We start from the raw sequence: 21,925 nt of genomic DNA on the forward strand, positions 1-21,925 counted from the left end.
TCAGCGCTCCTGCCCGGCGTTGGCGGCGGCGTGTTCGGCCGCGCGCCCGCGTGGGCCGTGAAAGTATTCGTGGATCCAGGGGTCGTTGGTCTGTTCGACCTCGGCCAGGGGGCCGGCGACCAGCACCTTCTTCTGTGACAACACGGCGATGCGATCGGTGATGGTGTAGAGGGTGTCGAGATCGTGGGTGATCAGGAACACGCTCAGGCCCAGGGCATCGCGCAAGGTCAGGATCAACTGGTCGAAGGCAGCGGCGCCGATCGGGTCGAGGCCGGCGGTGGGCTCGTCGAGGAACAGGATGTCCGGGTCCAGCGCCAGGGCGCGAGCCAGGGCCGCGCGCTTGATCATGCCGCCGGAGAGCGACGAGGGGTATTTGTCGGCGGCGGAAATCGGCAGGCCGGCCAGCGCCAGCTTGACCCCGGCCAGGTGCTCGGCATCGGCGCGCGACAGGCCGGCATGCTCGATCAACGGCAGGGCGACGTTTTCGGTGACGGTCAGGGATGAAAACAGTGCGCCCTTCTGAAACAGCACGCCGAAACGGCGTTCGACCAGCGAACGTTGTTCCTCGCGCAAACCGGCCAGGTCTTCGCCGAATACCTTGACCTGCCCCTCGTTGGGGCGCCGCAGGCCGATGATGCTGCGCAGCAACACCGACTTGCCGCTACCCGAACCGCCGACCACCGCGAGGATTTCGCCGCGGTACAGGTCCAGGTCGAGGTCCTTGTGCACCACCTGGCTGCCGAAGCGATTGCAGATGCCCCGCGCTTCGATCACCGCTTCCCGGCCATTCACCAGCCCATCTCCATGCAGAACAGTGCCGCCACCGCATCCAGCACGATGACCACGAAAATCGATTGCACCACGCTGGAGGTGGTGTGGGCGCCGACCGATTCGGCGCTGCCACTGACCTTGAAGCCTTCGAGGCAGCCGATGGCGGCGATCAGGAAGGCAAAGATCGGCGCCTTGGCCAGGCCGACGAGGAAGTGCTGCACGCCGATGTCGGTTTGCAGCAGCGACAGGAACATCGCCGGCGAAATGCCCAGTGACAGGGCGCAGACCACCGCACCACCGACGATGCCGCAGATCATCGCGACGAAGGTCAGCAGTGGCAGTGAGATCAGCAGCGCCAGTACCCGTGGCACCACCAGCAGCTCGATCGGGTTGAGGCCCAGGGTGCGGATGGCGTCGACCTCTTCATTGGCCTTCATCGAGCCGATCTGCGCGGTGAAGGCGCTGGCGGTGCGCCCGGCCATCAGGATGGCGGTCAGCAGCACGGCGAATTCGCGCAGGAACGAGAAGGCCACCAGGTCGACGGTGAAGACCGTGGCGCCAAAATCGGCCAGTACCGTGGCCCCGAGGAAGGCCACCACGGCGCCCACCAGGAAAGTCAGCAAGGCGACGATGGGGGCCGCGTCCAGCCCGGTCTGCTCGATGTGCGCGATGACCGGGGTGACGCGCCAGCGGTGTGGCTGCAGCAGGCGGCGCAGCAGGGTCTCGATGATCAGGCCGAGGAATCCGAGCAGCTGCATGGTGTCTTGCCACAGTGTGCCGACTGCGCGCCCGATGCGCTCCAGCAGCACCAGCAGCACGTTGCGCTCCGGCTCCTTGACCGGGATGCAGTAGTCCTGCACCGAACAGTAGACATTCTTGAGCAGGGCGCGGCTGGCTTCGGGCAGGTCGTTGGTGCAGTACGACAGGCGCTCGGAGCCGAGCAACTCGGCCAGCAGCGAGGCACCGGCAGTGTCCAGGCGGCCCAGCTGGCTGAGGTCGGCAATGGTGTCGGCGCCATACTGCGTGCGCAGGCGCTCGCTGTCGCGCTTGAGGCTGGCGTAGTGGGCCAGGGTCCAGTCACCGGCGATCCGCAGGCAGGCCGGCTGGCAGCTGGTGTCCAGGGTGGCGCTGGGGGTGGTCATAGGCTCCATGCATCCGACTGGGCTAGAGGCTGATCATAGCGCAGCGGGCATGGAGCAGTTTGTTGAATATGTGCTGTCCTGCGCTGGCGTCACGGCGCAGGCGCGTCGTCCACTACCTTGAAGCGCAGCACGCCGATCACCTGGCCATCTTCGGTCAGCACCCGCACCTGCCACTTGCCCACCGGGTTGGGCGGGAAGTTCTGCTTGTGGGTCCAGGCGCGGTAGCCTTCCTTGCGCCCGCCGTGGATGTCCAGGGCAATGCGATCGACCTCCTGGCCGTCCTTCTGCCACACGTGGTAGATGCGCTCGTCCAGGCCTCGCGGTGCGTTGATCGCGGTATAGGCGTACAGGCCATTGCTGCGAATGCGGCTGGCGGCAATCTCTTCGAGGGATTCGCCGGGCTGGCGATTGAGTACTTCGGTGCTCACCGCCACGTCCGTCATCCACAGCGTTGCCGGTGGCACCCACGAGCGCAGCAGCCAGCCGCCAGCGCCCACGGCCAGCGTAACCACCACCAGTGCCACGCCGCGGCGCCAGGTATTGACCGGGAAGCTGCTGACCAGGCTTGGGAACGACAGTGCCATGGCAGCGATCAACGCCAGCTTGAAGCTCTGTGCGGTAGTCAGGTGCAGGATGATCGGCAGCGCGGTGAGCAGCGCGGCGAACAGCGTCAGGGTGTGCAGCGCGAGGAACAGCCAGCGCCGGGGCGCCAGCCACTTGTAGTAGAGCGGATCGATGATCGAGATCAGCCCGGCGGCGCCAAGCAGGCCGGTGAACACCAGCTGGCCGCTGTTCCAGGTGGTGGTGATGAAGAAGAACGGCAAGACGAAGAACAGGCTTTCCTGGTGGATCATCTGTGTCGCATAGCGCAGCAACGGCTGGGGGATCTCGCGGTTGAAGGTGCGCGCGAACAGGCCGGTGAGGGTGTTTTCCAGCATCAGCCAGACCCAGCTGACCAGCATCAGGATGGCGATCCAGCTGGCCAGGCTGGCCTGGCGGTCGACCAGGATGAAGCTGCCGATGCCGGAGAGGAAACCACCGAGCGCAATGACGCCGGGGTAGCGTTTGAGCAGCTCGATGACGCGCTGGACGAAATGGGGTATTGGGGGCATGGGTCTACAACAGGAGTTTGAGGTGGCTGTGCCGGCCTCTTCGCGGGTAAACCCGCTCCCACAGGTCGTGCACTGATCATGAAACCTGTGCGGTTCCTGTGGGAGCGGGTTTAGCCGCGAAAGGGCCGGTACTGGCAAAAGGATACCGCCGATTCACTACTGCCGTGTAGCACCACTGGGTCGTTCCGGCTTCTGTCGCCGCCAGCGCAACAGCCCAAGCGCCAATATCAGCCCCAGCAGCAAGGCCACCAGCCCATAAAGCTCGTCATACCCCAGGAACGGCTTCTCGATCCGCAGGTAACCTTCATCCTTGAGCAATTCCTTCAAGGCCGCATTGGCCTCTTCCAGCGTCACCTGGCGCAACTTGCGCGCCGGGTCGGCAAAGCGACCGTTGTTGTAATCGTTCAGCGCACCCCAGTAGTAATCGGCCAGCGCACTGTTGCCCTGGGTGCTCCAGCTTTCCTTGGCCACGGCGGCATCCTTGATGCGGGCGAAGGTATCCGGGTCGAGGCCTTCCTTGCGCAGGTGGTCGAACAGCTGCTGCATCACCTTCACAGCCTGGTCGACATCTTCGCGCTCAAGGTCGGCATTGAGGCTGAGCATGCCGCTGTCGCCAAAGCTCTCGCGTTGTACGGACGGCCCGTACGACAGGCCATTGCGCAGGCGCAGCTGGTCGTACATCGCCCAGTCGAGGTAGCGCGACAGCAGGTCGAGGGTTTGCTGATGGTCACTGTCCAGGACCGGCTCGATGAACAGCCAGTGCAACTTGACGCTGTCGCCCAGCAGGCCCCGGGTCAGGTCGCGGCGCTGTTCGGCCTGTTGGCTGATGCTTTCGAGGGTGCGCCGCTCTTCTGGCTCGGTGGCCGGCAGCTCACCAAAGGTGCGTTCCAGATAGGCTGGCAACAGGCGATCCAGGCCGCCCACCACGATCAGGGTCATGTTGTTGGCGGCGTACCAGTGCTCACGCAGGGTTTTCACCTGCTCCAGGGTCATGTCCGCGACGTTGGAGCGTTCAGGGCATTTCAGGCCCAGCTCGGTGGCCAGCTGGTCGCTGGCCGGGTGGCCGATGTCCTGGCGGTCGAGCCAGCGCTGCAGGTGGCCATAGTGGCCGCCATCCTCGCGTTCGATGATGTGCTTGGCCGTGGCCAGGGCCTTGGCGTCGATGCGGGTGTCGCGGACGATTGCCAGCAACAGGTCGAGGACCTTGCGCTGGTTGCGTGCCGGTGCCTCGATGACGAAGGTGGTGTCGGCGCTGCTGGTATAGGCATTCCATTCGCCGCCCAGGCTCTGCAGGCGCTCCTCCAGGCCGCCTTCACCGGTCTCGTCGATGCCGGTGAACAGCAGGTGTTCGAGCAGGTGCGGCAATTCTTTCTGCTCGCAGCCAAAGTCATCCAGGCCAACCCCCACCACCAGGCGGATCGCCACATGGTCGCGTTCGTAACCGGATTTCAGGATCACCTGCAGGCCATTGGGCAACAGGTAACCCTCGACCCGCGAGCGGTCGAGGGCAAATGAAGGCAGGCTGCAGATCAGCAGGCAAACGAACATCAGGCAACGCATGGGCGAGCGACGGTCTCCAGGTGTGCGAGATCAGGACAGGTGGGCATCTTCCGGGACGCTGTCGAGCAGCAGCCCGCCGGTGTCCGAGCCACCCAGTACCACATAGGCACTGCTGCAGAACAAAGAGTTCAACCGCTTCATATCGGCAATCAGCTCCAAGTGTAGCGAACTGGTCTCGATACTTTGCACGACCTTGCGCTGCAAACGGCTGACGTGGGCATGCGCCAGGCGCCGTTCCTGGGCGCGGAAACGGCGTTTTTCGCGCAGCAGCAGGCGTGCGCTCTCCGGATCGGCGCTGAGGAATACCGACAGGCCCAGGCGCAGGTTGGCCAGCAACTGCTCCTGCAGCCCGGTGAGTTCTTCCAGGCCGACCTGGGAAAACTCCCGGCGCTGGCTGGTTTTCTGCTGCTGCACCTTGCGCAGCATGCGTTCGATCAGGTCGCAAGCCAACTTCAGGTTGATCGCCAGCTCGATGACTTCTGCCCAGCGCCGGTTGTCCTGATCGCTGAGGTCTTCCCGTGGCATCTGCGCCAGGTACAGCTTGATCGCGCTATAGAGTGCTTCGGCATCTTCGCCCAAGGCCCGTACCTGCTGGGGCATGGCAGTGTGGGTGCCGCGCAGGGCGCCAAGCATGGCTTCCAGCAGGCTGTCGACGATGTCGCCCAGGCGCAGGGTTTCCCGGGCGGCATTGGCCAGGGCCAGGCTGGGCGTGGTCAACGCCGAGGCATCGAGATGGCGCGGGCGGATCTGGCCATTGGTGGTTTCGCGTTCGGGCAACAGCGTGTTGCACAGGCGGCCCATGGGTTTGACCGTCGGCAGCATGATCAGGCAGCGCAGCGTGTTGTAGAGCAGGTGGAAACCGATCACCAGCTCCTGCGGGCTGAAGCTCAGGCTGTCCATCCACTCCACCAGTGGGTGCAGCACAGGGATGATCAGCAGCAGGCCGATCAGCTTGTACAGCAGGCTACCCAGGGCCACGCGGCGGCCGGCGGCGTTCTGCATGCTGGTGCTGATGAAGGCCAGCAGGCCGCTGCCGATGTTGGCACCGACGACCAGGCCGATGGCCACCGGCAGGCTGATCACCTCAGCGCCGGCCAGGGTGGCGGTGAGTAGCACGGCAGCCAGGCTGGAATACGAGACCATGGCGAACAGTGCGCCAACCAGAGCGTCGAGCAGGATATCGCCAGTCAGCGAGGCGAACAGCACCTTCACCCCTTGCGCATGGGTAATCGGCGCCGCGGCCTGCACGATCAGCTGCAGGGCCAGGATGATCAAGCCCAGGCCGATTGCCACGCGGCCCAGCTGGCCCACACGGGTCTGCTTGCGCGAGAGGAAGAAGATCACCCCGAGGAACACCAGCAGCGGCGACAGCCACGACAGGTCGAAGGTCAGTACCCGGGCCATCAGCGCGGTCCCGACATCGGCGCCGAGCATGATCGCCAGCGCCGGGGTCATGGCCATCAGGCCCTGGCCGACGAAGGACGTGACCAGCATGGCAGTGGCGTTGCTGCTCTGCACCACGGCAGTGACCACGATACCGGCAATGAACGCCAGCGGTCGGCGGTTCATGTTCTGGCTGAGCACGCGGCGCAGGTTGGAGCCGAACACCCTGAGGATGCCGGTACGGACGATATGCGTGCCCCACACCAGCAAGGCCACGGCGGAGAGCAGGTTGAGCAGGGTCAGCATGGTCGAGCCCCCCTTTGTTATCGGGCTCCAGTGGCGGAGCCAAAATGGATGAAGCCGTAAGCCTGGCCCGGGGGTGGGTGTTTTGATCCAGTGCCTACTCAAGCTTTAGTTGTTTTGCGAAGCTCGCGCCAGCTTGGCACGCTCTGCAAGCATTTGAAATGTTTGTGTGATGAAAGCCGGTACATGAAAAAGGGCCCCGGAGGGCCCTTTACACTGCGTCCGGATCTTATTGACCCGGAATGTCCTTGCGCAGTTTCACCGGCTCATGCTCCTTGCCCTGCTTGCGCGCCAAGGCAGTACGCATGCGGATGTTGATCGCCTCCACGGCCAGCGAGAAGGCCATGGCGAAGTAGACGTAGCCCTTCGGCACGTGAACATCGAAAGATTCGGCGATCAGCACGGTACCGACGACGATCAGGAAGGAAAGTGCAAGCATCTTCAGCGAAGGGTGTTTGTCGATGAAGTCGCTGATGGCGCCGGCGCAGGCCATCATCACCAGCACCGCGACGACGATTGCGGCAATCATCACCGGCACGTGCGAGACCATGCCGACGGCAGTGATCACCGAGTCCAGCGAAAACACGATGTCGATGATGGCGATCTGAATGATGGTGTACAGGAACTTGCCGCCAGCCCCCTTGGGTTCGTCGGCGCTCTCTTCCTCGCCTTCCAGGCCGTGGTAGATCTCTTGCGAGCTTTTCCACAGCAGGAACAGGCCGCCGCAGAACAGGATCAGGTCACGCCCGGAAATGCCCTGGCCGAATACCACGAACAGGTCGGCGGTCAGGCGCATGACCCAGGTGATCGACAGCAGCAGCATGATGCGGGTGACCATGGCCAGGGCCAGGCCGAAGATCCGGGTGCGTGGCTGCATGTGCTTGGGCATGCGGCTGACCAGGATCGAGATCATGATGATGTTGTCGATCCCGAGGACGATCTCAAGTGCCGTCAGGGTAAAAAAGGCAACCCAGATTTCCGGGCTGGTCAGCCATTCCATGTGTATTCCTTCAAACGATAAAGGCGATGCACCCCGACCGGGGGCATCGCGTTGGGTGATGCGTGTTAATTAAAGACTACTGAACAGCGGGAAAATGCCCATCAGCAGCGCGGCGAACATTATGCATAGGCACACCAGCACTGCCCACTTGAGTGTGAAGCGCTGGTGGTCGCCGAACTCGATACCGGCCAGGGCCACCAGCAGGTAGGTCGAAGGCACCAGCGGGCTGAGCAGGTGTACCGGCTGCCCGACGATCGAGGCACGGGCCATTTCCACCGGGCTGATGCCGTAGTGGCTGGCCGCTTCCGACAGCACCGGCAGCACGCCGTAGTAGAAGGCGTCGTTGGACATGAAGAAGGTGAACGGCATGCTCACGATCGCGGTGATCACTGCCAGGTAGGGGCCCAATGCTTCAGGGATGACCGCCAGCAGGCTCTTGGACATGGCCTCGACCATGCCGGTACCCGACAGGATGCCGGTGAAGATGCCGGCGGCGAAGATCAACCCGGTCACGGCCAGCACGCTGCCGGCGTGGGCGGCGATGCGGTCTTTCTGCTGCTGCAGGCACGGGTAGTTGACGATCATGGCGATACTGAAGGCGATCATGAACAGCACCGGCAGCGGCAGCACGCCGGCGATCAGCGCGACCATCAGGGCGGCGGTCAGGGCACCGTTGAAGTAGATCAGCTTGGGGCGGCGCGCTTCAGGGAACTGCGACACGCTGATTTCGCTGTGGTCGATGTCATCGGTCGGCAGGTGCAGCTCACCCAGGCGGGCACGTTCGCGCTTGCCGTACAGGTAGGCGATGGCAAGGATCGCCAGCACACCGAAGAGCATGGCCGGGATCATCGGCACGAAGATGTCCGACGGGTCTACATGCAGGGCGCTGGCGGCGCGGGCGGTGGGGCCGCCCCACGGGGTCATGTTCATCACCCCGCCGGCGAGGATGATCAGGCCGGCCATGATCCGCGGGCTCATGCCCAGGCGGCTGTAAAGCGGCAGCATGGCGGCGCAGCAGATCATGTAGGTGGTGGCACCGTCACCGTCGAGTGAGACCACCAAGGCCAGCACGGCGGTGCCGACCGAGACTTTCAACGGGTCGCCCTTGACCAGCTTGAGGATCTTGCGCACGGCCGGGTCGAACAGGCCGGAGTCGATCATCAGGGCGAAGTAGAGGATGGCGAACATCAGCATCACGCCGGTGGGTGCGAGCTTACTGATGCCTTCGAGCATCATTGGGCCGATCTTGGCGGAAAAACCGCCGAACAGAGCGAACAGGATCGGTACCAGGATCAGCGCGATCAAGGCCGACAGGCGCTTGGTCATGATCAGGTACATGAAGGTGATGACCATGGCAAAGCCGAGGAAGGTCAGCATGGCAATACTCCAGGCGTGGCGCGGCGAAAGGAATGTCGATTCGGGCGGATCAGCGCTTTAGGCGCTGCACGGGGAGCATGCGCAGGGGTAGGACGCAAAGGCGGGTGCAGGAATACATCAGAATCACCATTGTTGTTGTTGATGGGCCGGGCGCGGAAAGTTCCGGGTGCCCTGGCTGACCGGTCTTGTGCCGGTAGTGGGGGGCTATCCTAGGGGGGCAAGCTTTCAGCCAGCTTTCGCCGAGAAAACGGCGACGGGAGGTAGGTGATGCAGGATTTTACCGAGGGTGGCTGCCATTGCGGCGCCTTGCGCTATCGGCTGCAGGGTGACCTGACGGATGTCGCCCATTGCCATTGTTCGATCTGCCGGCGCGTCAGCGGCGGGTTGGTGGTGACCTGGGTCACCCTGCCCCGTTCGGGTTTCCGCTGGTTGGCGGGCCGGCCCCAGTGCTATGTGGCACCGGCCAGTTGCAAGCGGTATTTCTGTGGGGAATGCGGGGCGCATTTGGCGTTGGTCACGGAGCATAGTCCGGGAAGCATCGATGTGACGGTGGCGACGCTGGACCATCCGGAGCTGGCGCCAGCCAAGAGGCATATCTGGGCTAAAAGCCGGTTGTCTTGGCTGCATCTGGATGAGGGGTTGCCCTCGGAATCTGAGGAGAGGCTGTAGCCTTGGGCTGCCTTTGCCGGCCATTTCGCGGGGCAAGCCCGACCCCACAGGTTCGAGGCTTGCGCTGGACCTGTGGGAGCGGGCTTGCCCGCGAAGAGGCCGGTACAGGATTCAGGGTAGCTGCAGGCCGCCAGCTGCCTTGTGCAATGCCCGCAAATGCTCGCCGATCTGCTTCACATTGGCCTCGACCGCAGCAATTTCCTTCGCCCGAGAAGGCTCCAGCAGCGCCCTCACCTCTTTGTCCAGGTCGGTACTCAGGCGCAGCAGCTTGGCCTGCCGCTCGGTACTGACCTGCTCCAGTTGCTTGCGCTCTTCTGGCTGCGGCAACCCATAGCCCTTGGCATCCAGCAATTCGGCCGGGCGGCTCAGGAAGCCGCTGTTGGCGAGCATCTGCTTCAGCGTTTCGTCGGCCTTGTTGATGCTGCCGTCCTTCAGCGCTGCAGCGTTCAGGTACCGCTGTTTCACTTCGTCCTGAGCCAGCAGCAATTGCCGGCGCAGGCTGGCCTGCTCGAGCAGCAGCAAGGCCGCACTGGTGCGCAGATCGGCCTTGTCGAACCACGGGCGCCTTTGTTCTGCATCCTGGGCCAGCCAGTCCTCGACCTCGGTCTGCTTGATCGGCAGCTGCTTCCTCAGCACATCGAACATGGCCTGGTAGCGGTCGCGATAGGAGTCGAAGCGATAACCCAGGCGCAGGGCTTCACGGGGGTCATCAAGCACGCTGGTATCGGCCAGCCCCCTGCCCTTCAGCACAGCCAGCAGGCCATTTGGCATGATGTTGTCGAGGTCGTTGAGGCGTGGGTTGGCAGTACCGCTGCGCAGCAGCTTCAACGACTCCACGGCGCAGTTGTTGGACAGGAACCAATAGTTGCCGTCGTAGCTCCAGTGCATCTCGGCGGCCTGGCGTACCAGGTTTTCGATCTCGTCGCGGTTGAGCTTGAGCGGTACCGAGGCCAGGCTGCGCAGTTCAGTCTTGGTGTATTCGTCGATCACCTGGCCCAGCGGCAGCACGAACAGCCGTGAGGGATAGACGCCGACCAGGCCATCCCAGCTGGATAGCTGCACATCGTTGACGAATGCACGGTAAGACAGCACCAGGCTCTGGTCGAGGTCCAGGCGGCAGTCCGGCCCACGTGGGCGACCGGGTTTGCAGATCACCAGGCGCAGCATGCTGTGGCCCCAGCGGCTGACCAGGTTCTGGTTGGCTTCAGCCAGCAGGAAGTCGACCTGGTAGACCCGTTCTGGGTCGATCTCGCCCAGCGGCTGACGGGCGAAGTCACTGCCGGCATTGATGAACGGCAGGCCCTTGGCGCAGGTGTTCTGCTGTGGCGCCCAGTCAAAGTGGTCACGCAGGTACTGGTTGAGCGCCGGGCGACGGCAGCCGTAGCTTGGGTCCAGGAGGAAATACTCCATGTTGACCGCGATGTATTCCTTGGGGCTGCTCAGTTCATAACTGTCGGGGCTGCGCATGAACTGGGCGTTGTGCTGCTCACGCTCACCACGCCGGCCAACGTATTGCGGCCAGCCAGCCAGGTCGAGCAGACGCGGGTCGTCGCTGAGGGTAAAGCGGCGTTCGGCTTGACCTCGGCATTCTTCCAGCTGGCCGACCTTGCCCAGCGTGCCTTGCTGTCGCGCGCAGCGGGCGATCAGCGAGCGCTCGGCGCTGGGCCACAGGCGTGCACGATCGTAGATGTGGGTGAGTTCGTGCAGGACAGTGGCCAGCAGCTCCTCGCGCACAGTGCCGTGGGGGCGGTTGGTGCGCTCAGTGGCGGCACTGCCGTCAGTCAGGCCCGGCAGCAAGCTGCGGTTGAGTTCGAGGGTCGATACCAGCGAAGCCTGGCCATAGGCATCGGCTGGCATGTTGTCGCTCCAGCTGACCCGGACGCGCCGGTCCAGCCGTTGCTTGAATCGTGGAGGCAGCTTGCTCATGGCCTCATCGAGCAGGGCCTGGCTGGCTTGGGTCTGTTGCGGATCGAGGCCTGCCGCCTGCAGTTCGAGCTGCAGGTCGGCCAGGGCGGGCGTGCCCAGCAGCGTCAAAGCGCCGCCGAGCAGCCAGGCACGCACGCGGTTCACAGCGCGAGAATGGCTTCGGCCAGTACTTGGTCGCTGGCGTCGCGCGCTTCAGGTACGCGCTCGCGCAGGGTGCTGAAAGCGGCTTCGAGCTGCGCGCCACGGATATCGCCATTGCTGGCGACGAAGCTGGCGGCGTCGTCATGGGCTTCGCGCACGACTTTGGCGTCGCGGATCGAAGTGGTGGTGTCAGAAGTGAAATCGATCGAGCGGCCAAAGGCGCGCACGATGATATTGCTGGTGGCCACCAGGGTCTGTGCATGGGCCAGGTCGGCCAGCAGCAACATGCCGAGGGTAGCGGCAATCAGCGGTTTACGCATGGAGCATCTCCGAAAAATACAGGGAGTCAGGGGTAGTTATTGGACGAGAATTGCTTCTGCCAGTTCAAGGTCGCCGACGGAGTGCCGGGCGCAGTTGTGGCGCAACGAGTCGAGTGCCGCTTCCAGGCGTGCACCGCGGATCAGGCCATCGCTGGCAACGAATGCCGCAGCATCGTCGCGGGCCTGCCTGACCAGTTTGCGGTCGAAGGGGGCGGCGGTGACCTGGCTGGTGACGTAACCGGTGATGACCAGGCCTTGGGTGGTGGTGTCCATGGCGTGGGCGCTGGCCATGCCAATGGCGGTGAGCAGCAACGGCAACAGATAACGCATGAGCTTTCTTGACGGCTTGGGAAATGAACGGCGAAGGCTATCCCAGGTGCGTGAGCCGAAGCCAACGCACCTGCTGTGCAGCGCCTTGATCAGATCGCGAGGATGGCCTGAGCCAGCTGCGCATCACTGGCTTGCAGCTGCGGCATGGTCGAACGGATGTGCAGGAAGGCACTTTCCAGCCGCGCACCACGAATGGCGCCTTGGGTGCCGACGAAGCTGGCGGCGTCATCACGTGCGGCCTGCACGATCTTGTCATCACGGAACGACGAGGTCAGGTCGGAAGTGGCGTCGGTGGAGGCGGCGACGGCGCGTACCACGGCATCAGTGGTCACAACGAAGCTGCTGGCATTGGCGGTGCTGGCCAGGCCGAGCAGCAGGGCGGCGCCAATCAGGTATTTACGGGACATGTTCTTGGACTCCTGGATAGGGTTCTGCTGTATCGGACGCTTGCACAGCCCGTCGCGGTACGTTTTTGACAACTGGTTCTACCAGACTGTTTGGCGAAGCGTATCACGCGGTGCTGTATCTGGATGTTAACGAGAGCCGCAGCGAGAAACTGTTATGGTGGTTATTTGACTTTTTGAAAATTGTACCTGTCCCGCGTAAAGCAGCGCTGGGACGCAGCTTTCGGGCAATAAAAAACCCGCTGCAGTCGCCTGCAACGGGTTGGGGAATTCGCGGTGCCGGCCGTAGCCGGCGAACCGGAGCTTAGCGCCAGAACGGCTTGCTCAGCTCTTCGTAACGCTGCGACTCGCTGATACCGGCGTCGGCCAGCAGGCGGGCGTCCAGGCGAGCCAGTTGACGACGGCTGGCCATGCGGCGCTGCCACAGCAGCAGGGTGGAAATAGCACGCAGTGGCAGGGAAGCCTGAGACTGCTGGGCGTTGCTTTCAAAAACCAGACCGGAACTGAGGGTACGTTCCATGATGTTTCATCCTTCCGCTTATGGCGGGATTAGGTAGTGATTTAACTGATGCCAATGATCCTCCTCTGCTGTCTATAACAGTAGATACAGTTCAAGGGTAATGCGATGGGCCAGTTAACTGTTTAACCCGACTGTTGCACTCGAAATAGGCGCAACTGTACCGGTCCGCACTGTAGTGGTGCGTTTTTGCTTGTGCGTGCGGATTTGCAAGATGAAATGGCCTGAAAATACCAGTACAGAAGTACAGTTTTAATCAGTAAAAGGCGGGAGGTGTTCCGATGGGGTGGGTTGACTGTACTGGCCCTGTCGCCGGCGTGGCGACGACAAGGCCCGAACAGTTGAGGCGAGTGGATCAGCTGGCGAGCATGCGCCCGGTTTCTTCCAGGTTCTCGTGCCAGCTCAGGGCTTCACGCAGGATGTGCGGGGTATGGCCGCCACGCTGGCAGGCGCGCTCGAAGTAATCGTTCAGCGCTGCACGGTAGTCCGGGTGCACACAGTTGTCGATGATCGCTCGAGCGCGCTCACGCGGTGCCAGGCCACGCAGGTCGGCCAGGCCCTGCTCGGTGACCAGGATGTCGACGTCGTGCTCGGTATGGTCAACGTGGCTGACCATTGGCACCACGCTGGAAATGGCACCGCCCTTGGCGATCGACTTGGTGACGAACACCGCCAGGTGGGCGTTGCGGGCGAAGTCACCCGAACCACCGATGCCGTTCATCATCCTGGTGCCACAGACGTGGGTCGAGTTGACGTTACCGTAGATGTCGAACTCCAGCGCCGTGTTGATGCCGATGATGCCCAGGCGGCGGACCACTTCGGGGTGGTTGGAGATTTCCTGCGGGCGCAGGACCAGCTTGTCCTTGTAGCGCTCAAGGTTGCCGAACACGTCGGCATTGCGGCGGGTCGACAGGGTGATCGAGCTGCCCGAGGCAAAGCTCAGCTTGCCGGCGTCGATCAGGTCGAAGGTCGAGTCCTGCAGCACTTCGGAGTACATGGTCAGTTCTTCGAACGGCGACTCGATCAGGCCACACATCACCGCGTTGGCGATGCTGCCGATACCTGCCTGCAGCGGGCCGAGCTTGTTGGTCATGCGGCCAGCTTCCACTTCTTGCTTGAGGAAGTTGATCAGGTGGTTGGCGATGCCCTGGGTTTCGTCATCCGGTGGCAGCACGGTGGATGGCGAATCCGGTTGGTCGCTGATGACGATGCCAACGATCTTGGCCGGGTCGATCGGGATCGCGGTGCTGCCAATGCGGTCGTCGACCTTGACCAGCGGGATTGGCGTGCGGGTCGGGCGATAGGTCGGGATATAGATGTCGTGCAGGCCTTCGAGGTTGGCGTTGTGCGACAGGTTGATCTCGACGATCACTTGCTTGGCAAAGATCGCGAAGCTGGCCGAGTTGCCCACCGAAGTGGTCGGCACGATGTGGCCCTGCTCGGTGATGGCCACGGCTTCGATTACCGCGATATCCGGCAGCTTGAGCTGCTGGTTGCGCAGCTGCTCGACGGTTTCCGACAGGTGCTGGTCGATGAACATCACCTGGCCGTCGTTGATGGCCTTGCGCAGGGTGCTGTCCACCTGGAACGGCATGCGACGGGCCAGCACGCCGGCTTCGGTCAACTGCTTGTCGAGGTCGTTGCCCAGGCTGGCGCCGGTCATCAGGCTGATTTTCAGTGGCGACTGCTTGGCGCGTTCGGCCAGGGCATGCGGCACAGCCTTGGCTTCGCCGGCGCGGGTGAATCCGCTCATGCCGACGGTCATGCCGTCCTCGATCAGGCCAGCGGCATCAGCCGCACTCATTACCTTGCTGTGCAGGGAGGACAAGCGGATACGATCACGGTACATGGATTGTTATCTCGGGCTACTGAAACTACTGAAGCGCAGTCTAGAGATTTCGCCCATTGCCGTCCCACGACCATGGTCGTATGAGAAGCCTTGAAGTAGAGCCGTTGATCCGGATCAATAAAAGAAAAGCCCCGGCAGATTCTGACCGGGGCTTTCTTTATATCAGCGGGTTTGCAGCGGTAGCTGTCACTCCACTGCCTTGACCATGTCTTCGATGACCTTTTTCGCGTCACCGAACACCATCATGGTCTTGTCCAGGTAGAACAGTTCGTTGTCCAGGCCGGCATAGCCGCTGGCCATGGAGCGCTTGTTGACGATGATGGTCTTGGCCTTGAATGCCTCGAGGATCGGCATGCCGGCGATCGGCGACTTCGGATCGTTCTTCGCCGCCGGGTTGACCACGTCGTTGGCGCCCAGCACCAGCACCACGTCGGCCTGGCCGAACTCGGCGTTGATGTCTTCCATCTCGAACACCTGATCGTACGGCACTTCGGCTTCAGCCAGCAGAACGTTCATGTGCCCAGGCATGCGCCCTGCTACCGGGTGGATCGCGTACTTCACGGTCACGCCGTTGTGGGTCAGCTTCTCGGTCAGTTCCTTGAGCGCGTGCTGGGCACGGGCCACCGCCAGGCCGTAACCCGGGACGATGATCACGCTGTCGGCGTTGCTCAGCAGGAAGGTGGCGTCGTCGGCCGAACCGGACTTCACCGGGCGCTGTTCTTTCGAACCTTGCGCCGCGCCGGCATCGGTATCGCCGCCAAAGCCACCGAGGATGACGTTGAAGAACGAACGGTTCATCGCCTTGCACATGATGTACGAGAGGATCGCACCGCTTGAGCCGACCAGGGAGCCGGCGATGATCAGCATCGAGTTGTTCAGCGAGAAGCCGATACCGGCCGCTGCCCAGCCCGAATAGCTGTTGAGCATCGACACCACCACCGGCATGTCGGCGCCACCGATCGGAATAATGATCAGCACGCCCATGATGAAGGCCAGGACCAGCATCAGGGTGAAGGCACTGTAGTGGCCGGTGAAGGTGAACAGCAGGCCCAGGGCAATGGTGGTCAGGCCGAGGATCAGGTTCAGCTTGTGCTGACCGGCGAACTGTACCGGTGCGCCCTGGAACAGGCGGAACTTGTACTTGCCCGACAGCTTGCCGAAGGCGATCACGGAACCTGAGAAGGTGATGGCGCCGATGGCTGCACCCAGGAACAGTTCCAGGCGGTTGCCGGTGGGGATCGGGTCGCTGATCGCAGCAACGATGCCCATCGACTGTGGCTCCAGCACGGCGGCGATGGCAATGAACACCGCGGCCAGGCCGATCATGCTGTGCATGAAGGCGACCAGTTCCGGCATCTTGGTCATCTCGACGCGCTTGGCCATGATCGAACCGGCGGTACCGCCGACCAGCAGGCCGACGATCACGTAGCCGATGCCGGCAGTCGCCAGCTCAGCTCCAAGCTTATAGATGAGTCCAACCGTAGTGAGGATGGCGATCCCCATGCCGATCATGCCGAACAGGTTGCCGCGCCGCGAAGTGGTCGGGTGCGACAGGCCCTTGAGCGCCTGGATGAAGCACACCGAGGCGACGAGGTAGAGGAGCGTTACCAGATTCATGCTCATGCTTACTTCTGCGCCTCGTTCTTGGTTTTCTTCTTGAACATCTCAAGCATGCGGCGGGTGACCAGGAAGCCACCGAACACGTTGACCGCAGCCAGGGCCACCGCCAGGGTGCCCATCAGCTTGCCTGCCGGGGTTACGGTCAGGGCCGCCGCCAGCATGGCACCGACGATGACGATTGCCGAGATGGCGTTGGTAACCGCCATCAGCGGGGTGTGCAGCGCCGGGGTAACGTTCCACACCACGTGGTAGCCCACATAGATGGCCAGCACGAAGATGATCAGGTTGTAGATGCCATGGGAAATCAGCATGTCTTCCATTGTCGTGCTCCTTAGCCGTTCTTGCGGACGACCTGGCCATCGCGGCACATGAGGCAGGCCGCGACGATGTCGTCTTCGAGGTTGATGACCAGTGCGCCGTCCTTGTCGAACAGCAGCTTCATGAAGTCCAGCAGGTTGCGCGCATACAGTGCCGAGGCATCGGCGCCCACCTGAGCCGGCAGGTTGGTCGGGCCGACGATGATCACGCCGTTCTCCTGCACCACCTGGTCGGCAACGGTCAGCGGACAGTTGCCGCCCTGGGCTGCCGCCAGGTCGATGACCACCGAGCCGGGCTTCATCTGCGCCACGGTCTCGGCGCTGAGCAGCGTCGGTGCCTTGCGGCCAGGGATCAATGCGGTGGTGATGACGATATCGGCCTGCTTGGCGCGCTCGTGCACCGCCTGGGCCTGGCGTTGCATCCAGCTGGCCGGCATCGGCCGGGCATAGCCGCCGACGCCTTCGGCGCATTCACGTTCCTCATCGGTCTCGTAAGGCACGTCGATGAACTTGGCGCCCAGCGACTCGATCTGCTCCTTCACCGCCGGGCGAACGTCGGACGCCTCGATCACCGCACCCAGGCGCTTGGCCGTGGCAATGGCCTGCAGGCCGGCAACCCCCGCCCCGAGGATCAGCACGCGCGCGGCCTTAACGGTACCGGCGGCGGTCATCAGCATGGGCATGAAGCGTGGGTAGTGGTGGGCGGCCAGCAGCACGGCCTTGTAACCGGCGATGTTGGCCTGAGACGACAGCACGTCCAGGCTTTGGGCCCGTGAGGTGCGGGGTGCGGCTTCCAGGGCGAAAGCGGTAATCCCGCGTTCGGCCATCTTGCCGATCAGTTCACTGTTGAAGGGGTTGAGCATGCCCACCAGGAGGCTGCCACTGTTGATCAGGGCCAGTTCCTGGTCGTTGGGAGCGACCACTTTGAGGACCAATTGGGCGCCGTAGGCATCGGCTGCGCTCCCCAGGGAAGCGCCCACGGCCTCATAGGCACTGTCCGGAATGCTGGCGTTGAGCCCTGCCCCCCGTTGGACGGTGACCTGATGGCCCTGGCCAATCAGTTTCTTGATGGTTTCTGGGGTCGCAGCGACCCTTGTCTCACCGGTCTGCGTCTCGAGAGGAACACCAATGTGCACGACTATTTCTCCTGCGGTGACCTTTTGTCTTTGTAAAAGCCAGCACACTGCGGATGGCGCGCTGGGGCGGCTGTTGAGCGCCGAGCCCGCCGAATCCAAGGCGGGCGAAGCATTTTGCAGACGAACCCGAGGGCCTTCAACCGGTTCTGGAGCGAAACGAAGTTAAAACTACAAGTCACCCTGTGACCGTATGTCGCAAGTGATGGGCTGCAGCCCGTCAACCATGGGCTATTGGCAGATTAGGGGAAAATTTGAAATTTTTTGCGATGATTTCGCGGATGGGCTGGTGAGTGTCGTAAAACCCTCTGAAAGCCGCGTGTTTAGCGGCTTCGATGGGTTTTTCGATTCACCTGAACAGTTTTCGCTAATGCGACAAAAACGTATATCTGTAGGTGTTTAAAATAATTGACTACAAGGGTAGGTCAGCGCTGTCGCCTCTGTGCGAGGCGGTATAGAGCTGTGCCTGGCTCACCAGCCAGTCACGGAAGGCTCGCAGTGACGCGGACTCGACCTTGCGTTCGGGAATCATCAGATAGTAGGCCTTGTCGCTGGACAGCGCGTACCTGTTAGCGACCACCAGCCTGCCCTCATCCAGTTCGCGCTGGATCAGGAAGGGTGGGATCAGCGCGATGCCCATCTCGTGCATGGCCGCCTGGGCCAGCATCGAGAATAGTTCATAGCGCGGGCCTGTCATGTCGCCCGCGATATTCAGGCCCAGGCCATTGAACCACTGGCGCCAGGCGTAGGGCCGGGTGGTTTGCTGCAGCAGCGGCAGGCTGGCGATGCGCTGAGCGTCGAGCATGCCCTGCCCGCCCAGCAAGGCCGGGCTGCACACCGGCATGGGGTTCTCGCCCATCAGGCGATGGGACTGGGTGCCGGACCAGTCGGCATCACCGAAGTAGATGGCGGCATCGAACGGGGTGTCGGCGAACAGGAACGGGCGGGTGCGGTTGGTCAGGTTGACGGTGACCTCGGGGTGACGTTGCTGGAAGTCCTTGAGACGTGGCAACAGCCATTGGGTGCCGAAGGTGGGCACCACGGCCAGTTCGATGACGTTGGCGCCCTGCTGTCGCATCACCGACAACGTGTCGCGTTCCACCGCATCGAGCTGCGCGGCAACCTGTCGGCTATAGGAAAGCCCGGCTTCGGTCAGTTTCACGCCACGGCGTGAGCGCCTGAACAGTTCGACGTTGAGGAACTCCTCCAGCCCAGCGATCTGGCGACAGACGGCACCCTGGGTCAGGGCCAGCTCCTGGGCTGCCTTGGTAAAGCTCTCGTGACGTGCGGCCGCTTCGAAGCAGACCAGTGCGGTGGTGCTGGGGATCTTGCGGCGCATGTACGTCAACCTCACTTATAGAGCCGTGAATATGGCGATTTCGAGTATCACGGAGTGACAAAATATCACTTATGCGTGCGCAATCCTCGTTTGTCGTGTTGCCAGATCAGGCCTAGGATCAATGGCACAAGAAACCGCTCCCCTATTTCGAGGATTTCGCTCATGGCCGGTAAAGCAAGCTTCAACTGGATCGACCCGCTGCTGCTGGATCAGCAGCTCACTGAAGAAGAGCGCATGGTGCGTGACAGCGCTTATCAGTTCGCCCAGGACAAGCTGGCCCCGCGCGTACTGGAAGCCTTCCGTCACGAACAGACCGACCCGGCGATCTTCCGCGAGATGGGTGAAGTCGGCCTGCTTGGTGCGACCATTCCCGAGCAATACGGCGGCAGCGGCCTGAACTACGTGTGCTACGGCCTGATTGCCCGTGAAGTGGAGCGCATCGACTCCGGCTACCGTTCGATGATGAGCGTGCAGTCTTCGCTGGTGATGGTGCCGATCAATGAGTTCGGTACCGAGGCGCAGAAGCAGAAGTACCTGCCCAAGCTGGCCTCCGGCGAGTGGATTGGCTGCTTTGGCCTGACCGAGCCTAACCATGGCTCCGACCCGGGCTCGATGATTACCCGTGCCAGGAAGGTCGATGGCGGCTATCGCCTGAGTGGCAGCAAGATGTGGATCACCAACAGCCCGATCGCCGATGTGTTCGTGGTCTGGGCCAAGGATGATGCCGGCGATATCCGCGGCTTCGTGCTGGAGAAAGGCTGGCAAGGGCTCAGTGCTCCGGCGATCCACGGCAAGGTCGGCCTGCGCGCGTCGATCACCGGTGAGATCGTCATGGACAACGTATTCGTCCCTGAAGAGAACATTTTCCCGGATGTGCGTGGCCTCAAAGGTCCGTTCACCTGCCTGAACTCGGCGCGGTATGGTATCTCCTGGGGGGCGCTGGGGGCAGCCGAAGCCTGCTGGCACACCGCTCGCCAGTACACCCTGGACCGTCAGCAGTTCGGTCGCCCGCTGGCTGCCAACCAGCTGATCCAGAAGAAGCTGGCCGACATGCAGACCGAAATTACCCTGGCCCTGCAAGGCTGCCTGCGACTGGGGCGGATGAAGGATGAAGGCACTGCGGCGGTGGAGATCACTTCGATCATGAAGCGTAACTCCTGCGGCAAGGCCCTGGACATTGCCCGCATGGCCCGTGACATGCTCGGCGGCAACGGCATCTCCGACGAGTTCGGTGTGGCGCGCCACCTGGTCAACCTTGAGGTGGTCAACACCTATGAGGGTACCCATGACGTGCATGCGCTGATCCTCGGGCGTGCGCAGACCGGCATCCAGGCCTTCTACTGATAAGGAGCCAGTCCATGGGCGCGCTATCTCATCTGCGGGTGCTGGACCTCTCCCGTGTGCTGGCGGGGCCTTGGTCTGGCCAGATCCTGGCGGACCTTGGTGCTGACGTAATCAAGGTCGAGCGCCCGGGTAGTGGCGACGACACTCGCGCCTGGGGGCCACCCTTCCTCAAGGATGCCCGGGGTGAGAACACCAGCGAAGCGGCCTATTACCTGTCGGCAAACCGCAACAAGCGCTCGGTGACCATCGACTTCACTCAGCCGGAAGGCCAGCGCCTGGTGCGCGAGCTGGCGGCCAAGTCGGATATCGTCATCGAAAACTTCAAGGTCGGTGGGCTGGCGGCTTATGGGCTGGATTACCCAAGCCTGAAGGCGATCAACCCCAAGCTCATCTATTGCTCGATCACTGGCTTCGGCCAGACCGGGCCGTACGCCAAGCGCGCGGGGTATGACTTCATGATCCAGGGGCTGGGTGGGCTGATGAGCCTGACCGGCCGCCCGGATGGGGAGGAAGGTGCCGGGCCGGTGAAGGTGGGTGTTGCACTGACCGATATTCTTACCGGGCTGTACTCGACAGTGGCGATTCTGGCCGCCCTCGCCTACCGCGATCAGCATGGTGTTGGGCAGCACATCGACATGGCGCTGCTCGATGTACAGGTGGCTTGCCTGGCCAACCAGGCGATGAACTACCTGACCACGGGTAACCCGCCGCGGCGCCTGGGCAATGCTCACCCTAATATCGTCCCTTACCAGGACTTCCCGACGGCGGATGGCGATTTCATCCTCACCGTGGGTAACGATGGTCAGTTCCGCAAGTTTGCCGAGGTGGCTGGGCAGCCGCAGTGGGCAGATGACCCTCGCTTCGCTACTAATAAGCAGCGGGTGGCGAACCGGGCCGAGCTGATTCCACTGATTCGCCAGGCGACGGTATTCAAGACTACCGCCGAATGGGTGAGCCAGTTGGAGGCTGCCGGGGTGCCGTGTGGGCCGATCAACGACCTGGCGAAGATGTTCCAGGATCCACAGGTGCTGGCTCGGGGGCTGGCGGTAACCATGCCCCATGCGCTGGCTGGGAGCGTGCCGCAGGTAGCCAGCCCGATTCGGCTGTCCGAAACGCCTGTGGAGTATCGGCGTGCGCCCCCGCTGCTGGGTGAGCATACCGAGGCGGTGCTGGGTGATGTGCTGGGAATGGATGTGGATGCTGTAGGGCGTTTGCGCAGCGCTGGCGTGCTCTGACGCTATATAGAGCTATTGAAGAGCGGGGAGGCCGTCAGGCCTCCCCGCTTTGCTTTTCAGCGATATTGAAGTTTCTTGAAATTAAGGGTTGACGCGCTTTCGAATCCCCTTATAATGCGCCCCACTTCCGACG

The 21,925-nt window shown here is 62.6% G+C and carries 20 protein-coding genes; 3 read left to right on the forward strand and 17 right to left on the reverse strand.

The window, feature by feature from the left end:
- The 7 genes from OCX61_RS00510 to OCX61_RS00540 all read right to left on the reverse strand — a co-directional run bounded on the left by OCX61_RS00510 (position 1) and on the right by OCX61_RS00540 (position 8,648).
- Positions 1–792, reverse strand: coding sequence for an ABC transporter ATP-binding protein (locus OCX61_RS00510; protein WP_261942188.1), 792 nt, complete (start codon positions 790–792; stop codon positions 1–3).
- Positions 789–1,922 carry an ABC transporter permease gene (locus OCX61_RS00515; RefSeq protein WP_261942189.1) on the reverse strand — a complete coding sequence of 378 codons (1,134 nt, stop codon included), beginning with the start codon at positions 1,920–1,922 and terminating at the stop codon, positions 789–791. Before OCX61_RS00515 ends, OCX61_RS00510 begins: the two co-directional genes overlap by 4 nt.
- Positions 1,923–2,002: 80 nt before the next feature.
- Positions 2,003–3,025, reverse strand: coding sequence for a DUF5924 family protein (locus OCX61_RS00520; RefSeq protein ID WP_261942190.1), 1,023 nt, complete (start codon positions 3,023–3,025; stop codon positions 2,003–2,005).
- Between the two features lie 156 nt (positions 3,026–3,181).
- A complete protein-coding gene (locus OCX61_RS00525) occupies positions 3,182–4,585 on the reverse strand; it encodes a M16 family metallopeptidase (protein WP_261942191.1) in 1,404 nt (467 codons plus the stop codon).
- 30 nt (positions 4,586–4,615) lie between these two features.
- Positions 4,616–6,274, reverse strand: coding sequence for a Na/Pi cotransporter family protein (locus OCX61_RS00530; RefSeq protein ID WP_261942192.1), 1,659 nt, complete (start codon positions 6,272–6,274; stop codon positions 4,616–4,618).
- Between the two features lie 226 nt (positions 6,275–6,500).
- Entirely contained in the window at positions 6,501–7,271 is a 771-nt protein-coding gene (locus OCX61_RS00535) for a TerC family protein (RefSeq protein ID WP_261942193.1), read from the reverse strand.
- Between the two features lie 69 nt (positions 7,272–7,340).
- A complete protein-coding gene (locus tag OCX61_RS00540) occupies positions 7,341–8,648 on the reverse strand; it encodes a CitMHS family transporter (RefSeq protein WP_261942194.1) in 1,308 nt (435 codons plus the stop codon).
- Between the two features lie 267 nt (positions 8,649–8,915).
- Here OCX61_RS00540 and OCX61_RS00545 point away from each other — a divergent pair, with 267 nt between their 5' ends.
- The gene (locus tag OCX61_RS00545) at positions 8,916–9,317 is read left to right on the forward strand and encodes a GFA family protein (RefSeq protein ID WP_261942195.1); all 402 of its coding nucleotides are present in this window, start codon (positions 8,916–8,918) and stop codon (positions 9,315–9,317) included.
- Positions 9,318–9,428: 111 nt separating this feature from the next.
- Here OCX61_RS00545 and OCX61_RS00550 read toward each other — a convergent pair whose 3' ends face one another.
- The 10 genes from OCX61_RS00550 to OCX61_RS00595 form a co-directional block, all read right to left on the reverse strand.
- Entirely contained in the window at positions 9,429–11,387 is a 1,959-nt protein-coding gene (locus OCX61_RS00550) for a DUF7844 domain-containing protein (RefSeq protein WP_261942196.1), read from the reverse strand.
- Positions 11,384–11,704 carry a DUF2388 domain-containing protein gene (locus OCX61_RS00555; RefSeq protein ID WP_085676648.1) on the reverse strand — a complete coding sequence of 107 codons (321 nt, stop codon included), beginning with the start codon at positions 11,702–11,704 and terminating at the stop codon, positions 11,384–11,386. The genes OCX61_RS00550 and OCX61_RS00555 overlap by 4 nt, the downstream gene beginning before the upstream one ends.
- A 36-nt stretch (positions 11,705–11,740) precedes the next feature.
- The gene (locus tag OCX61_RS00560) at positions 11,741–12,034 is read right to left on the reverse strand and encodes a DUF2388 domain-containing protein (protein ID WP_261942197.1); all 294 of its coding nucleotides are present in this window, start codon (positions 12,032–12,034) and stop codon (positions 11,741–11,743) included.
- Between the two features lie 89 nt (positions 12,035–12,123).
- Positions 12,124–12,441, reverse strand: a complete 318-nt coding sequence (locus tag OCX61_RS00565; protein ID WP_261942198.1) for a DUF2388 domain-containing protein — start codon at positions 12,439–12,441, stop codon at positions 12,124–12,126.
- A gap of 301 nt (positions 12,442–12,742) precedes the next feature.
- Positions 12,743–12,958 carry a DUF1127 domain-containing protein gene (locus OCX61_RS00570; protein ID WP_054884336.1) on the reverse strand — a complete coding sequence of 72 codons (216 nt, stop codon included), beginning with the start codon at positions 12,956–12,958 and terminating at the stop codon, positions 12,743–12,745.
- A 352-nt stretch (positions 12,959–13,310) separates the two neighbouring features.
- Positions 13,311–14,804: a succinyl-CoA:acetate CoA-transferase ScpC gene (gene scpC / locus OCX61_RS00575; RefSeq protein ID WP_261942199.1), complete on the reverse strand. Its 1,494-nt coding sequence runs from the start codon at positions 14,802–14,804 to the stop codon at positions 13,311–13,313.
- A gap of 186 nt (positions 14,805–14,990) precedes the next feature.
- Positions 14,991–16,427, reverse strand: coding sequence for an NAD(P)(+) transhydrogenase (Re/Si-specific) subunit beta (locus tag OCX61_RS00580; RefSeq protein WP_261942200.1), 1,437 nt, complete (start codon positions 16,425–16,427; stop codon positions 14,991–14,993).
- A 2-nt stretch (positions 16,428–16,429) separates the two neighbouring features.
- Complete coding sequence (locus OCX61_RS00585; protein ID WP_003256966.1) at positions 16,430–16,744, reverse strand: NAD(P) transhydrogenase subunit alpha part 2; 315 nt, start codon at positions 16,742–16,744, stop codon at positions 16,430–16,432.
- An 11-nt stretch (positions 16,745–16,755) separates the two neighbouring features.
- Positions 16,756–17,877, reverse strand: coding sequence for a Re/Si-specific NAD(P)(+) transhydrogenase subunit alpha (locus OCX61_RS00590; RefSeq protein WP_015268506.1), 1,122 nt, complete (start codon positions 17,875–17,877; stop codon positions 16,756–16,758).
- A gap of 409 nt (positions 17,878–18,286) precedes the next feature.
- A complete protein-coding gene (locus OCX61_RS00595; protein ID WP_261942201.1) occupies positions 18,287–19,213 on the reverse strand; it encodes a LysR family transcriptional regulator in 927 nt (308 codons plus the stop codon).
- 162 nt (positions 19,214–19,375) lie between these two features.
- Here OCX61_RS00595 and OCX61_RS00600 point away from each other — a divergent pair, with 162 nt between their 5' ends.
- Together OCX61_RS00600 and OCX61_RS00605 are read left to right on the forward strand one after the other, a co-directional pair.
- Complete coding sequence (locus OCX61_RS00600; protein ID WP_085676655.1) at positions 19,376–20,557, forward strand: acyl-CoA dehydrogenase; 1,182 nt, start codon at positions 19,376–19,378, stop codon at positions 20,555–20,557.
- Between the two features lie 14 nt (positions 20,558–20,571).
- On the forward strand, positions 20,572–21,792 hold the full coding sequence (locus tag OCX61_RS00605) for a CaiB/BaiF CoA transferase family protein (protein WP_261942202.1): 1,221 nt from the start codon (positions 20,572–20,574) through the stop codon (positions 21,790–21,792).
- Positions 21,793–21,925 lie beyond the last annotated feature (133 nt).

It is taken from the genome of Pseudomonas sp. LRP2-20, from assembly GCF_024349685.1.
Classification (GTDB): domain Bacteria; phylum Pseudomonadota; class Gammaproteobacteria; order Pseudomonadales; family Pseudomonadaceae; genus Aquipseudomonas.

What these genes read in the sequence shown, in the direction of transcription:
- OCX61_RS00515 (WP_261942189.1), bottom strand. Translation starts at nt 1,922, where the DNA reads ATGGAGCCTATGACCACCCCCAGCGCCACCCTGGACACCAGCTGCCAG.
- OCX61_RS00520 (WP_261942190.1), bottom strand. Translation starts at nt 3,025, where the DNA reads ATGCCCCCAATACCCCATTTCGTCCAGCGCGTCATCGAGCTGCTCAAA.
- OCX61_RS00525 (WP_261942191.1), bottom strand. Translation starts at nt 4,585, where the DNA reads ATGCGTTGCCTGATGTTCGTTTGCCTGCTGATCTGCAGCCTGCCTTCA.
- OCX61_RS00530 (WP_261942192.1), bottom strand. Translation starts at nt 6,274, where the DNA reads ATGCTGACCCTGCTCAACCTGCTCTCCGCCGTGGCCTTGCTGGTGTGG.
- OCX61_RS00535 (WP_261942193.1), bottom strand. Translation starts at nt 7,271, where the DNA reads ATGGAATGGCTGACCAGCCCGGAAATCTGGGTTGCCTTTTTTACCCTG.
- OCX61_RS00540 (WP_261942194.1), bottom strand. Translation starts at nt 8,648, where the DNA reads ATGCTGACCTTCCTCGGCTTTGCCATGGTCATCACCTTCATGTACCTG.
- OCX61_RS00545 (WP_261942195.1), top strand. Translation starts at nt 8,916, where the DNA reads ATGCAGGATTTTACCGAGGGTGGCTGCCATTGCGGCGCCTTGCGCTAT.
- OCX61_RS00555 (WP_085676648.1), bottom strand. Translation starts at nt 11,704, where the DNA reads ATGCGTAAACCGCTGATTGCCGCTACCCTCGGCATGTTGCTGCTGGCC.
- OCX61_RS00560 (WP_261942197.1), bottom strand. Translation starts at nt 12,034, where the DNA reads ATGCGTTATCTGTTGCCGTTGCTGCTCACCGCCATTGGCATGGCCAGC.
- OCX61_RS00565 (WP_261942198.1), bottom strand. Translation starts at nt 12,441, where the DNA reads ATGTCCCGTAAATACCTGATTGGCGCCGCCCTGCTGCTCGGCCTGGCC.
- OCX61_RS00570 (WP_054884336.1), bottom strand. Translation starts at nt 12,958, where the DNA reads ATGGAACGTACCCTCAGTTCCGGTCTGGTTTTTGAAAGCAACGCCCAG.
- scpC (WP_261942199.1), bottom strand. Translation starts at nt 14,804, where the DNA reads ATGTACCGTGATCGTATCCGCTTGTCCTCCCTGCACAGCAAGGTAATG.
- OCX61_RS00580 (WP_261942200.1), bottom strand. Translation starts at nt 16,427, where the DNA reads ATGAGCATGAATCTGGTAACGCTCCTCTACCTCGTCGCCTCGGTGTGC.
- OCX61_RS00585 (WP_003256966.1), bottom strand. Translation starts at nt 16,744, where the DNA reads ATGGAAGACATGCTGATTTCCCATGGCATCTACAACCTGATCATCTTC.
- OCX61_RS00595 (WP_261942201.1), bottom strand. Translation starts at nt 19,213, where the DNA reads ATGCGCCGCAAGATCCCCAGCACCACCGCACTGGTCTGCTTCGAAGCG.
- OCX61_RS00600 (WP_085676655.1), top strand. Translation starts at nt 19,376, where the DNA reads ATGGCCGGTAAAGCAAGCTTCAACTGGATCGACCCGCTGCTGCTGGAT.
- OCX61_RS00605 (WP_261942202.1), top strand. Translation starts at nt 20,572, where the DNA reads ATGGGCGCGCTATCTCATCTGCGGGTGCTGGACCTCTCCCGTGTGCTG.